This is a genomic window from Lederbergia graminis (assembly GCF_042655485.1).
In the GTDB taxonomy this organism is placed as follows: Bacteria; Bacillota; Bacilli; order Bacillales; family Bacillaceae_C; genus Lederbergia; species Lederbergia graminis.
This window is the reverse complement of record NZ_JBHSMC010000001.1, coordinates 457,256-470,150: the sequence shown is the minus strand read 5'-3', so window position 1 is coordinate 470,150 and position 12,895 is coordinate 457,256. Positions and strand designations below refer to the sequence as shown.

The window sequence follows — 12,895 nt, the reverse complement described above, 5'->3', positions numbered from 1 at the left end:
TCTCGTATTATTTCGTTAAACCTAGAATCAATTCTTTATAAATATGAAAGAAAGCAAAGTAGTACTCTTTATATACATATTCATCTGTCTTATGAGCCATTTTAGTTTCACCTGGACCAAACATCATGAATGGGAAATTTTCATCTTTATTTCGTAATAGGTTTGATGCATCCGTCACTCCTGGTGAACCTTTAATGGAAATATCAAGATCTAAATACTTTTTACCGAGTTCTTTAGCAAGGGTTACCATTTTAGACTGTCCAGTAGTAAAAACACTTGGTAAGGACATCGTTACTTCAATGTTTATGTTAGAGCCTTCCTTATTGTAATTGTTTGCAGCTGTCCTGAAAATCTCAATTACTTCCTCATTATCAAACTCTGGAATCGTGCGGACATTTATTTCAGCTACTGCTTTTTCAGGAATTGAGTTTACCTGGTTTCCTGCATTAAAAATAGTTGTACTCATAACTAGTTTATCTAGAACTTCATTTTTTCGATTATCACCATTTAACTTTTCATCCATCTCTAATAAATATGCCATTAACGGATTTATTGCATTATAACCATGGTGTGGCATAGAACTGTGTGCAGCTTCACCGATAGATGTTATGCGTAAGTTAAGTGATCCTTTATGAGCGTAAATAATGGTGTCATGAGAAGGTTCTGCTACCCATAGATATTCAACATCATCCATATAGCCATCTTCATATAATTTTTTAGACCCCGCGCCACCGACTTCTTCACCAGTTGTTGCCATAAAGCGTATTGTGCCATTCTTTAACTCATTATTTTCTTTCAACTCAATCATCACTAATGCTAGGTTTAACAAACCTGCTTTCATGTCATTTGTTCCACGTCCGAATAATTTCCCGTCTCGTTCTGTTAATGTGAAAGGATCGGAACTCCACTCGGATTCATCACCAGGAGATACGACATCCATATGTCCAGAAATCCCGATAACTGGATGTCCGCTCCCAATTTCAGCTACTAGGTTTACACGAGTTTTAGTAACTGGAACAATTTTAGATTCAATACCGTATTCATCAAATAATGCTTTTAAATAATTTGCTACTTGTATTTCGTTTTCATTAACAGATTTTATAGCAATGATGTCAGACAAAAACGTTAACTTTTCTTCTTCTGTAAAGTACTTTATTGGAAATCCCTCCGAATAATAAGTCTATTTTCCGTTAATAGGGTTATATCTATATTACCCTAAAGTAAATTAAAACTCTTTCCGAAAGTAATAAAATTAATAAGTTGATTAACGATCCATATTGGACAAATTAAAAGGCAAAAGTTCGGAAAAGTAGCGAACTCTTGCCAAAAAAATTATAACATTCTTGGTTAAAGATCTATCTGAATACTACTTTATTGTTCAATACGTACTCTTTACTTGTTACTTCCTATTATCTCGTTCTAAAGTTCGTTTTTCTTGTAGGAGTTGTTGAAACTCTTGCTCAAGCTCCTCAGATGGTTCAATGCTTATGCGGCTAAGAACGTCTGATATTTTAGTCTCTAATAATAATAATTGATCCTCCATCATATCACGTTCGGATTGTGGTTCGTAATTTCTATACTCTTCATATGTTCCTTCAAAAACGGTAATTACTTGTTCCTCAATCGATAAAATTCTATTGGCAATCGACTCAATAAACCTTCGATCGTGGGAAACAAATATAACAGTACCTTCGTACTCTTGAAGAAGTGATTCTAGTGCTTCAACCGCATATATATCAAGAAAATTTGTTGGCTCATCTAGAATCAATGTATTAATATCACTAACAAATAATTTTGCAAAGGCTACTTTTACACGTTCTCCACCACTTAATACATGAACAGGTTTATACACTTCATCTCTGAAGAAATGTAGGCGAGCTAGTACGGTTCGAATAAATGATTCTGTTTGTAGCGAGCTAGACTGCACATTATCTAGAATTGTTCTGTCATTATCGAGAATGTCTAAATTCTGGCTAAAGTATCCAATTTTCACAGCAGGGGAGATGGAAATATTGGGTTCTACTTTCATTATTTTTTTAATTAAAGTAGTTTTTCCGCTCCCGTTTTTCCCAATGATTGCTAATTTATCTCCACCTTTAACAGAGAAATTGGCATTTTCCCATAATACTCTTTTTCCAATAACACCATGTAAATTATTCACTCGTAATACTGTTCGCCCTTTGAAATCCTCTTCATTTGGCAAAGCCATTTTAACATCTGGAAGATCTTTTCTTTTTTCCACTTTCTCCAATTTCTCTAAGCGAGTCTCAATTGCTTTTGCAGCTTTTCTAAGTTTTTTCTGTTTATTAGCAAAGTATGGTTTTGCACCAGTTATTTTTGCTTCTGATAGGCTAGTTTTTTTAGGTTTTTTCGTTGCTCTTTGTGCTTTCTGCTCCTTTAGAATAAGTGCTTCTTCTAATTGTTTCTTCTTTCTTACATACTGCTCATAAGCGTTATCTTGTTTTTGTCGTTCCATTTCTTTAAATCTGGCATAATCCGAATAATTCCCTTTATATTCTGTTACTATTCCTTCTTCTATTTCCCAAATCTTCGTACATAATGCATCTAAAAATGCTCTGTCATGAGAAACAAGGATAAGAGCTCCTGACCATCTTTTCAAATGATGCTCTACTTTCTCAATATGTTCTGTATCTAAGTTTGTTGTTGGCTCATCTGCAAGCAGTAAATCAGCTTTGTTAGCAAGTGCTCGATTAATATACTCTTGAGTTACTTCGCCTCCACTTTTCGTTGTATTCGTATCCTTTAATTGTGGCAACAATTCATAGCTAGCCTTAACAACAATAGAATTGGAACCATCTTGTGCTCTCATAATTAAGTCGAGTAGTGTTGTTTTTCCACTTCCGTTCCTTCCAACTAATCCGATACAATCACCAGAGTGAACTTGAAGTTGTTCTATGTCTAATAAAATGCGATCTTTTACATAATGTTGTAAATTATTTATTTCTAATAAAAGCATGATCTCATCTCCTTAACTTTTAAAAATGGAGACAAAAAAGCCTCCTGTTCTGTTCAGAATAGGAGGCGGAAAAAGGACACAAAAAGAGTGTATGTCTTTAAGTGCACAATTAAATAAAGCCAATCCTATCCTGAAACATTGATAAAGGCATACGTAATAAGCAGACATATCGTCTGTTTAAAATTACCTTTACTCAATTGTTTTCAAAAAATAGGATTAGAACTTCATGTAATTGGGTCACCCTTCCGTCATTTATATACTACCACTATATATGATTTGAAAATAAATTGTCAATCATTCATTATAATGACAACTTAGGAAAAAACAACTATTTTATTACTCGTACTTTATCCCTGTTTTTAAGTAAACTTGCAAAATGCGAAACTAATTCCTGTAAAATCAGTAAATATAGATAAATAGAAAAGGGGTGTTGTGCATGGACTCATTTTTGGAATTTTTAACCACACCTTTAGGACTGGTTATTATCGGAGTTGTTCTAATTACTATCATTTTTATTAGTACATATAACCGATTCATTTCTTTGCGGAATAGGGTGAAAGAAGCATTTAGAGCAATTGATACGTATTTAGAACAACGTTTTGATCAACTGACAAAGTTGGCTGATGCAGTTGCGTCTTATACGGATCATGAGAAAAGTACGCATACTAGATTAGCTGAAATCAGATCAGGTTATCACGCCATGTCGTCAGATGAAAAAATTAAAGTTGCAAAGGAAGTTGAAAACCTAGAATCACGATTGAAATTGCAAATTGAGAATTATCCAGAACTAAAGGCGGACGGTGTTTATCTTAATTTAATGCAATCGATTACTGATATTGAAGAGAAGTTATCGGCAAGTCGTAGAAGTTATAATGCTAATGTGTATAAATACAATACGAAGTTAGAACATTTTCCTAGTAATTTATTTGGTACCATGATGGGATTTAAAAAAGCTGAAATGTTTGAAGCTACAGAAGAGAAAAGGCAAGATATTGATCTTCGTGGCAGATTGGGTGGGATGTAATGTTTCCTAGCTTTCAACAGTTGCTACCGACATTACAACCTGCCATAAAAACTTCTCAAGAAAATCGTAAGAAAGCCAAGAAAAAAATATTTCGTAATTTCATAATAGGCTTTATCTTATGGGTAAGTGTCATTTTGTCTTGGATACTTTTCCAGTCTAGAGATGTTACCGGTACGATATTGTTCATCGTTTTTTTAGCAAGTGCAGTGCTAATTGGTTTGTCATTACGAGCAGTAAAGGTATTTCGACTATCCTATTCTAAAATTCTCGTTGCTAATCTTGTCAAACAATTATTTGCTAACATAGAACCGAACGAAGAAGATGAAAAACATGAATATCGAGTTAGTTATATGCCTGGACGAAAAATAAGTAGCTCGAAAATCAAAGAAAGTAATTTAATTTCTAGTTATACTCGTTATAATGGTGAGGATTATACAGTAGGGAAATTAGGATTAACTACATTTGAATTTTCGGAGATACTTTTACAAAAAGAAGAATACTATACAGATCGTAATGGTAGGCGCCAGAAACGAATAAAAAAAGTGTTTGATGGCATAATTTTTATTGCTGATTTTCACAAACATTTTTCAGGTGAAACTTACTTAATTCGAAAGAGATTTTTCGGAAGTGATAAATGGAGATTAGTGTTTGACGGCAGTTTTGAGATTGAGCTGGAAGATATGGAGTTTAATGAGACATTTCGTACAATGACTACAAACGATATTGAAGCACGCTATATTTTATCCTCCAATCTAATGAAGAAAATAATGGAGTTTAATAAACGAGCAAAAGGAAACGTACAAATTGCTTTCCGTAATTCAAAAATGTTTATTACGAAAGAAACAAGTAAGAATCATTTTGAAGGAAAATTCTTCCGAAATAATGACGAGGAAGTGTTGGAAGAAATATATAACGACTTTAGATTGTATTTTGATATTATTGAAGAATTTACATTGAACAGAAGAATTTGGAGTAAAGTATAAAAAATAATCACTCAAATAAGAGTGATTGTTTTTTATATAGTACCTTGCATTGAATAGTACCTAGTGGTATAGTATATGTAAATCAGTTAATATCATAAACAGGTACTGTATATTGTATAGTACTATATTATTTACGGATGTGAGGTGCAAGGAATGAACGTTCAATTTAAGAAAGGTGTTTTAGAATTATGTGTCTTAGCTTTATTAGATAAACATGATCGCTATGGTTACGAACTCGTAAAAAAAATATCTGATCGGATCGCAATCTCTGAAGGATCTGTTTATCCATTACTAAGGCGACTAGCAAAAGAAGCGTATTTTACAACGTATTTAAAAGAATCATCAGAAGGCCCATCGAGGAAATATTATCAGCTTACAGAAGAAGGAAGAGCTCATCTCCATGAACTTATTCAGGAATGGAATGAGTTTACAAATGGGGTTAATCAATTATTAGAAGAAGGTGTTAACCATGAATAAATATCAATTTATGAATATTTTAGAGTCATCACTTGCCAAGCTGCCTGCAGATGAGAGAGAGGAAATCTTACGCGATTTTGATGATCATTTTTCATTTGCAATGGAAGAAGGTAAAAAAGAAGAAGAAATTGCGAAATCACTAGGAGCACCACAACAAATTGCAAAGGAACTGTTGGCAACATATCGCTTAGAACAAGTAGAACAGAATGGGTCGGCTTCAAATATCTTTCGAGCGGTTTGGGCCGTAATAGGCTTAGGATTCTTTAATTTATTTATTGTTCTTGCTCCATTTCTTACATTAGTATCAATCCTCATTGCAGGATGGATAGTTGGAATATCATTTATAGGATCACCTTTATTAGTATTAATTGATACGATCATTACTCCGGCTAATTTCGTACTATTCGATGTATTTATGTCAATATTCTTAGCAGGTCTAGGTTTATTTATTATGATCGGTATGTATTATGTGACTAAGTATTTAATGAGAATCTTTGTACGATATTTAAACTTCAATGTAAAGGTAGTGAAAGGTGGTCAATCAAATGGTTAAAAAAACAAGTTTTCTGGCGGGGATTCTGGTAGTCATTGGTCTTATTGGAGTTATATTTACAATACCATCCATGTTAAAATCGTCAAAAGTATTGGAAGAGAAGGTAATTCATAATCACGACATTACTAATATTGCTGTCGAGACCGATAATGGCGTAGTGGAATTATTACCTACAGATAATGAGAAAATAAGTGTTGAAGTAACAGGGAATATACCTAAAAATCAAAAATACAATTTCAACGTCGATGAAAAGGGAAATACAGTAAATATAGAATTCAAGGAAAAAGGTTGGAAACTAATAAACTTTAATTTTTTTAGTAAAGGAATAAAGATTAAAGTTTACGTTCCTAATAAAACATACGAACGTATACAGGCAGAAACGAATAATGGAAGAGTATATGCAACTGATCTTAATGTCGATGATATTTTGTTAAGCACAGATAATGGTCGAATACAATTGGAGAATGTTAAAGGGAAGACGATTGAAGCGGAGTCTAGCAATGGTCGAATAGAGCTAAATAATGTCACTGCTACTTCCATGAATATACAATCAGATAATGGCAGGATTCAACTAAATGATGTGGATGGAAATATTAAAAGTAGTTCTAAAAACGGAGGTATAACACTTAAAACCAATGATATTGATCACTCCATTGATCTGTCATCGAATAATGGGAAGATAGTAGTTCAAACCAAAAGTGAACCTCAAAATGCTACGATAGTAAGCAATACCGATAATGGAAAGATTACTATTTTCGGAAACTCCAATCAGCATACTGTATATGGGGAAGGAAAGAATAAAATTAACTTAAAATCCAACAATGGGAATATTACCGTAGAACGTGGTGAGTAAAGAAATTAAGGGAGGTAGTTTTAGCTACCTCCCTTAATTTACTCTCCTGTGTAATGGGGCTTTTGCTGCATATAATCGATAGAGAAAGAATGCAATAAGCGAGAGTAAGATACCCGAAATATACGGTAATCCGACTGCAACGGAGAAAAGCCAACCGCCTAATGGAGGGCCAACAATCCTTCCTAACGAATCGAAGGAAGATAGTAGTCCAGTGGAGCTTCCATGACCAGTTCTAGATACTTTCGTTAAAAGTGATGAAACACTTGGTCGAATCACACCATTACCAATACCAAAAATACTCAAGAAAATTGCTGCAGTTACAAAGCTATCCACAAATAATATTAATCCAAACCCGATAGCCGAAACTACTATTCCAATCTGGATAACAAATCCTTCTCCAAATTTCTTTGTTAATTTTCCAACTAATCCTCCTTGAACAAGTGCACCTGCAAAACCCATGATCATAAATATATAACCTAGTTCAACCGTACCTAAATTTGCTTTCTCTGCAGCAAAATAAGCGAAGGTTGCCTCTAGTCCAGAGAGAGATAAAGAGATAAATAGTTGCAGAAAAAATAACATCGAGATGGATCCGTTAAATGCTACAAATAACGTTCTGTTTTTCCTATCTGTAGCTGAATCCTTATTCAAAACTAATGATTCTTTTAAGAAGAATCCTACAACAAAAAATGTAAGTAATGATGAGATTCCTGCAATATAAAACGGCATGTTTAAACTTATATCTGAGAATATTCCACCTATTGCTGGACCAAATACAAAACCTAATCCAACCGCAGCTCCGACAACGCCCATGCCTTTACCACGATCTTCTTCTGATGTAATATCTGCTACATACGCCATTACCGTCGGCATATTTGCTGATGATAATAACCCACCTATAATTCTAGCAGCAAATAGCATCCAAAGTTCACTAGAGAATCCCATTAGAAAAAATGAGAGAGAAAGTCCAAATATTCCAATCATTATTACAGGCTTTCGACCAATTCGGTCAGAAATTCTTCCCCACATCGGTGCAAAAAGAAGCTGCATTAATGAATAAAAAGCCATTAAAAAACCAAGTTGTGTAGGGGAGGCACCTATATCTTCCGCATAAAATGGTAATACTGGAATAATAATTCCGAAGCCCACCATCACAAAAAACATGACAGCGAATAATATAGGCAATGCTTTTTTAGTCTCTAACATGATTAACACTCCAATTTTTGACAAGCCTTCATACATTTCAATTATAGTTATATCCTATTTAATGAGTCAATTTAAAGGACCAATATTCATTGTTTTTTCCATACAAAAAAACATAACTTCGACAAATTTACCATTTGTGAAGTTACGTTTTTTGTACTAATGGGCAATATGGACATTTATCTGTATTAGGAAGTTCCTTATATAGACAACACGTAAGACGTTTATAATGATCCATTGCTTCCTGAATGGTGTCGTTTTTCAAGTACTGACGGAAAGGTGATCGACGTAATGTTGGTTTCCACAAATCATCTGAAAGCAATATTTCCAAATCTTTTTCCGCTTGTTGTATAGATTCGTCCTTATATAGTTGTGAATACATCCAAATTACATAACCCCAAATATTTTCCCATAAAATTAGTTTGGATACTTTACCTAGTTTACTTAACGGTTCTACTATAGCATGACCATAATGTTCAAGAATAAAGCGAATATCAGACTCTCGATTAATAGAAGTAGTTGTGACAAAATGATTCCCTGTGACAGCGAAATGAATGATTCCATCCTTTTCGATTAGATGAATATCCTTTAAAGCACCAATCCAGCGAATATTATGCACACATAGCAATTGAAGAAATGCTGTAATGAAAAAACCATGACGTCGAAAGTATACTGAAGTTGCGACTGCTTTAGTAGGTGCGTCATTTAACTCCATTATTAATTCGAATACATTATTGCTACCTTGCTCTGTAATTAATTCGTCTAAAGACATAATTCCATTTGTATTATTTGAAACTGTAACACTTAGGCGATTTAATACTTCCACTTGTTCATTAGTCAAATTATGCACCAGAATTACTCCTTAACGAAGGAACTACACAACGACCTCGTCCGAAAGGAATACAATGTGGAGTTCCAAATAGTGGATCCTTTGCAACTTGACATTCCATACCAAAAACGGAATGGACTAGTTCACATGTAATTATATCTTCGGGTTTTCCTTGCGCAAATACTTTTCCATCTTTAATTGCAACGATATTATGTGCATATCGGGAAGCTAAATTTAAATCATGAAGAACCATAACAATTGTCCGGTTTTTTTGTTCATTTAAATCAAATAATAAGTCTAAAATATCTATTTGATATGTCATATCTAAATAAGTTGTTGGTTCATCGAGCAAAATAATATCAGTATCTTGGGCTAATGTCATAGCAATCCATGCGCGTTGTCTCTGACCACCAGATAAAGTATCGACAGCTTGATGTCGTAAATCTGAGATACCAGTCGCTTCCATTGCTTCTTCGACTTTTAAGGTATCTTCCTCAGACCAACGTTTTACCCATGATTGGTGAGGATAACGACCTTGTTTCACTAAATCTAACACCGTAATACCTTCTGGAGATATCGGGGATTGAGGTAGTATTCCAAGTTTTTTTGCAACTTCTTTAGATGATAATCGGTGAACATCTTTACCATCTATTAGAACGTTACCTGAAGAAGGTTTCAATAGACGGGCGATTGATCGTAATAAAGTTGATTTTCCGCAACCATTGCTACCTACAAAAACTGTAATTTCTCCTTTAGGGATAGAAAGGTTCAGATCCTCAAATAGTAGTTTATTTGTATATCCAATGGATAAGCCATTTGTGTTAATTGCCGATTGCATATAATTGGCCTCCTTCGTGTTATTACAAGATAGGCGTTTTCAATAACCCTATCATACCATAATTATTTATTCATTGAGAATAATTTTCAATAAAGTTTAAAAAAGTTCTTTACAAACAAGTAGTATGCCCATAAACTAAAAGATGTAATTGAGAACGGTTATCAAAGAGAGAAATGGAGGTTTTGTAAGGATGAAAAGATCAATAAAAATATTACTTTTTGCTTTACTTAGCGTTATCTTAGCTGCATGTACAGCAGAGAATGATGATAAAAATGGAAGTTCAAGTAAAGAAGATCAAATTACAATACAAGGTACTAATGGTAAAGTAACATTAGATGGTCCAGCAAAAAAGGTTGTTGTACTTGAATGGACATATGCTGAAGATTTACTAGCTCTAGGTGTTCAGCCTGCAGGTATGGCAGATATTGAGGAATATCATAACTGGGTAAATATTGATGCGGAACTTAGTCCAGATGTAGTAAATGTCGGTGGACGTCAAGAACCAAGTTTAGAAGCAATTGCATCTATAGAGCCAGATTTAATTATTGGGGTAAGTTTTCGTCATGATGCAATGTTAAAAGACTTAGAATCAATAGCACCGACAGTTATTTTTAATCCTTATCCAGAAGACGAAAGTATTGATTTATATCAGGAAATGGTGACAACCTTTAATGAAATAGCAAAAGCTGTTGGTAAAACAGAAGAAGCTGAGACGGTTTTAGCCAATTTAGATAAAGTATATGAAGATGCTCAAGAAAAAATAGATAATGCGAACTTAAAAACAAAAGATGTATTACTAACATTAGCCTACACTGGTCCACAAGCACCAGAAATTCGTGTATTTACACCAAACTCTATGGCATCCATCATCCTAGAAAGAATTGGTCTACATAATGTCCATAAACCGGAGCAATTTGAAGTATTTGGTTCGAGTACTTATAATGTAGAAGGTATTACAAAATATGAGGATGCAAATTATTTATATATTGTCCAAGATAATGACAATATTTATGAGAAGCAATTAAAGGAAAACCCAGTGTGGAAGAACTTGAATTTTGTTAAAGAGAACCGCCTCTATGCACTTGGTGGTGACACATGGTTATATGGTGGACCTTTATCAGCTGAAACATTTGTAAACCGAATTCTACAAACGTTGGTGACTAATTAATGGTTAAGATTAGCAAGTTAAATAAGTCCTTTGTCACATTGACGGGGGGCTTTTTCCTTCTTTTTGTACTTTCCATCATCCATTTAACACAAGGGCAAGCAGAATTCACCGCTTCCCAGTTGTTAAAGGATGTGTGGGTAGAAGGGAGAATACAAGATATTGTAGTGTCTTTACGACTTCCACGGCTTGTCATTGGTATATTCGCGGGTGGAGCCTTGGCAGTATCAGGGGCAATTTTGCAAACGTTAACGAAAAATCCTCTAGCATCTCCAGGCACTTTGGGGATTAATGCAGGAGCATTTTTCTTCGTTGTTTTATCCATGATTTTCTTTCCGTCGTTATTAGGTAATTTTCCATTTCTAACAGCACTATTTGGAGCGGTACTTTCTGCAGTAATGGTCATTATTCTTTCAGGGAAGCAAATGGATCCTATTCGGGTAGCATTGACAGGGATGATTATCTCCTTATTATTTTCGTCAATTACTGGTACCCTACAATTATTATTTGAAAATCAAACAAACGGATTATTTTTATGGGGATCTGGCACACTCGTACAATTGAATTGGGATGGTGTTCGTTTTGCTGCACCTATTGTAGGTATTACATTTGTCTTTGCTTTAGTAATGGCAAAATCAATGGATATTTTATTGCTTGGTGATGATGTTGCTACTTCCTTAGGTCAAAATGTTATTGTTGTAAAGTTAGTCACTTGGGTAATCGCCATTGTTTTAGCCGCTTCAACTGTTAGTGTAGTTGGTCCAATTGGATTTATTGGATTAATGGCACCACATATCATTCGTATGATGGGGGTACGTGGTCATTTCCAAATTATACTACAATCATTCTTATGGGGCGGTGTCTTGTTAATTGGTGCTGATGTATTAGGTCGTTTAATACAGCCAGGACAAGAAATACCTGTAGGAGCTATGACTGCATTAGTTGGTGGACCTTGGTTACTTTATTTGGCATGGAAAACAGCTAAATCAACTAAGGGTGGAGACAGACAAATGGGTGGAGCTTTAAAACCTATTAAACTTCCTTATGCTATGATTGTTACCGTTATCCTTATTGTTTCCATCGTCCTAGTTGCGATTTCTTATAATGGAATGTCATGGTCCATGGAATGGATGAAACCTGTCATATGGAATTTCCGAATTCCACGTGTGTTAACTGCTTTTATTGTTGGGATAATGCTGGCAATTACAGGAGTATTGTTGCAAGGAGTATTACGAAATCCACTAGCTGATGCCAGTGTACTTGGGGTAACATCTATGGGTGGAGCAGGCGCTATGCTTCTATTAGTAATATTTCCTACAGTACCTGTTGAATTTTTACCGCTTGGAGCAATTGTTGGAGCAGCTTTAGCGTTAAGTATTATTTTAATTACTTCCTGGAATAATAATTTCCAACCAATGTTGGTGGCATTAATGGGTATTGCTATTTCTGCCTTTGGATCTGCCGCAACCCAAGTATTTGTAGTAAAGGCAAAACTCGCTGTGTCCGGTGCTCTCGTATGGTTATCCGGTAGTACATATGCAAAGGGATGGGATGATGTACAATTAGCTATTATATTATTTGTCTTATTCATAATACCGGCAATCTATGTTACGAGAGGTCTCGATACTTTAACATTTGGTGATGATATTGCAGCAGGATTAGGATTGAATGTAAGGTCAGTCAGGTTTGCTGCGCTCATTATAGGTGTTGCTATAAGTACAGCTGCAGTTTCATTGGTCGGAACAATTGGTTTTATTGGGTTAGTTGCACCACATATCGCGCGTCGATTAGTAGGTTTTCGTCACTTACCTTTATTATTATTATCTGGTCTGCTCGGTGGCTTATTATTAGTAGCTGCAGACTTCATTGGACGCGTATTCATTGCACCAAAAGAAATTCCTAGTGGATTGATCGTTGCCTTAATTGGAACACCTTACTTATTATATTTACTGAGAAAGTTGAAATAAACGAAGTGATAATTAGGAGGAATGGA

Annotated in this window: 12 protein-coding genes; 7 read left to right on the top strand and 5 right to left on the bottom strand. The window is 34.7% G+C overall.

Annotated features, from left to right (window positions below; genetic code table 11):
- Positions 1–7: 7 nt before the first annotated feature.
- Both ACFPM4_RS02475 and ACFPM4_RS02470 read right to left on the bottom strand, forming a co-directional pair.
- A complete protein-coding gene (locus tag ACFPM4_RS02475; protein WP_382348147.1) occupies positions 8–1,156 on the bottom strand; it encodes an ArgE/DapE family deacylase in 1,149 nt (382 codons plus the stop codon).
- A 243-nt stretch (positions 1,157–1,399) separates the two neighbouring features.
- Positions 1,400–2,977, bottom strand: a complete 1,578-nt coding sequence (locus ACFPM4_RS02470) for a Vga family ABC-F type ribosomal protection protein (protein ID WP_382347337.1) — start codon at positions 2,975–2,977, stop codon at positions 1,400–1,402.
- Between the two features lie 436 nt (positions 2,978–3,413).
- Here ACFPM4_RS02470 and ACFPM4_RS02465 point away from each other — a divergent pair, with 436 nt between their 5' ends.
- From ACFPM4_RS02465 to ACFPM4_RS02445, 5 genes are all read left to right on the top strand, one after another.
- Positions 3,414–4,001 (top strand): LemA family protein, encoded by a 588-nt coding sequence (locus tag ACFPM4_RS02465; protein ID WP_382347334.1) that lies wholly within the window; start codon positions 3,414–3,416, stop codon positions 3,999–4,001.
- On the top strand, positions 4,001–4,984 hold the full coding sequence (locus ACFPM4_RS02460) for a DUF3137 domain-containing protein (RefSeq protein ID WP_382347331.1): 984 nt from the start codon (positions 4,001–4,003) through the stop codon (positions 4,982–4,984). Before ACFPM4_RS02465 ends, ACFPM4_RS02460 begins: the two co-directional genes overlap by 1 nt.
- A 153-nt stretch (positions 4,985–5,137) precedes the next feature.
- Positions 5,138–5,461 carry a PadR family transcriptional regulator gene (locus tag ACFPM4_RS02455; RefSeq protein WP_144920856.1) on the top strand — a complete coding sequence of 108 codons (324 nt, stop codon included), beginning with the start codon at positions 5,138–5,140 and terminating at the stop codon, positions 5,459–5,461.
- Entirely contained in the window at positions 5,454–6,014 is a 561-nt protein-coding gene (locus ACFPM4_RS02450; protein ID WP_144920854.1) for an HAAS signaling domain-containing protein, read from the top strand. Before ACFPM4_RS02455 ends, ACFPM4_RS02450 begins: the two co-directional genes overlap by 8 nt.
- Positions 6,007–6,867, top strand: a complete 861-nt coding sequence (locus tag ACFPM4_RS02445; RefSeq protein WP_382347326.1) for a DUF4097 family beta strand repeat-containing protein — start codon at positions 6,007–6,009, stop codon at positions 6,865–6,867. Before ACFPM4_RS02450 ends, ACFPM4_RS02445 begins: the two co-directional genes overlap by 8 nt.
- Positions 6,868–6,900: 33 nt before the next feature.
- On the opposite strand, the gene ACFPM4_RS02440 is transcribed toward ACFPM4_RS02445, so the two are convergent.
- The 3 genes from ACFPM4_RS02440 to ACFPM4_RS02430 all read right to left on the bottom strand — a co-directional run bounded on the left by ACFPM4_RS02440 (position 6,901) and on the right by ACFPM4_RS02430 (position 9,737).
- Positions 6,901–8,073, bottom strand: coding sequence for an MFS transporter (locus ACFPM4_RS02440; RefSeq protein WP_382347323.1), 1,173 nt, complete (start codon positions 8,071–8,073; stop codon positions 6,901–6,903).
- A 142-nt stretch (positions 8,074–8,215) separates the two neighbouring features.
- Positions 8,216–8,920 (bottom strand): hypothetical protein, encoded by a 705-nt coding sequence (locus ACFPM4_RS02435; RefSeq protein WP_382347320.1) that lies wholly within the window; start codon positions 8,918–8,920, stop codon positions 8,216–8,218.
- A complete protein-coding gene (locus ACFPM4_RS02430; RefSeq protein WP_382347317.1) occupies positions 8,913–9,737 on the bottom strand; it encodes an ABC transporter ATP-binding protein in 825 nt (274 codons plus the stop codon). The genes ACFPM4_RS02435 and ACFPM4_RS02430 overlap by 8 nt, the downstream gene beginning before the upstream one ends.
- A gap of 190 nt (positions 9,738–9,927) precedes the next feature.
- On the opposite strand from ACFPM4_RS02430, the gene ACFPM4_RS02425 reads away from it, so the two are divergent.
- Positions 9,928–10,905 (top strand): ABC transporter substrate-binding protein, encoded by a 978-nt coding sequence (locus ACFPM4_RS02425; protein ID WP_382347314.1) that lies wholly within the window; start codon positions 9,928–9,930, stop codon positions 10,903–10,905.
- A complete protein-coding gene (locus ACFPM4_RS02420; RefSeq protein WP_382347310.1) occupies positions 10,905–12,869 on the top strand; it encodes an iron ABC transporter permease in 1,965 nt (654 codons plus the stop codon). Before ACFPM4_RS02425 ends, ACFPM4_RS02420 begins: the two co-directional genes overlap by 1 nt.
- Positions 12,870–12,895: the final 26 nt, after the last annotated feature.

Excerpts from the sequence above, each read along its gene's own strand:
- ACFPM4_RS02470 (WP_382347337.1), bottom strand. The coding sequence starts at position 2,977 with ATGCTTTTATTAGAAATAAATAATTTACAACATTATGTAAAAGATCGC.
- ACFPM4_RS02465 (WP_382347334.1), top strand. The coding sequence starts at position 3,414 with ATGGACTCATTTTTGGAATTTTTAACCACACCTTTAGGACTGGTTATT.
- ACFPM4_RS02460 (WP_382347331.1), top strand. The coding sequence starts at position 4,001 with ATGTTTCCTAGCTTTCAACAGTTGCTACCGACATTACAACCTGCCATA.
- ACFPM4_RS02455 (WP_144920856.1), top strand. The coding sequence starts at position 5,138 with ATGAACGTTCAATTTAAGAAAGGTGTTTTAGAATTATGTGTCTTAGCT.
- ACFPM4_RS02450 (WP_144920854.1), top strand. The coding sequence starts at position 5,454 with ATGAATAAATATCAATTTATGAATATTTTAGAGTCATCACTTGCCAAG.
- ACFPM4_RS02445 (WP_382347326.1), top strand. The coding sequence starts at position 6,007 with ATGGTTAAAAAAACAAGTTTTCTGGCGGGGATTCTGGTAGTCATTGGT.
- ACFPM4_RS02440 (WP_382347323.1), bottom strand. The coding sequence starts at position 8,073 with ATGTTAGAGACTAAAAAAGCATTGCCTATATTATTCGCTGTCATGTTT.
- ACFPM4_RS02430 (WP_382347317.1), bottom strand. The coding sequence starts at position 9,737 with ATGCAATCGGCAATTAACACAAATGGCTTATCCATTGGATATACAAAT.
- ACFPM4_RS02425 (WP_382347314.1), top strand. The coding sequence starts at position 9,928 with ATGAAAAGATCAATAAAAATATTACTTTTTGCTTTACTTAGCGTTATC.
- ACFPM4_RS02420 (WP_382347310.1), top strand. The coding sequence starts at position 10,905 with ATGGTTAAGATTAGCAAGTTAAATAAGTCCTTTGTCACATTGACGGGG.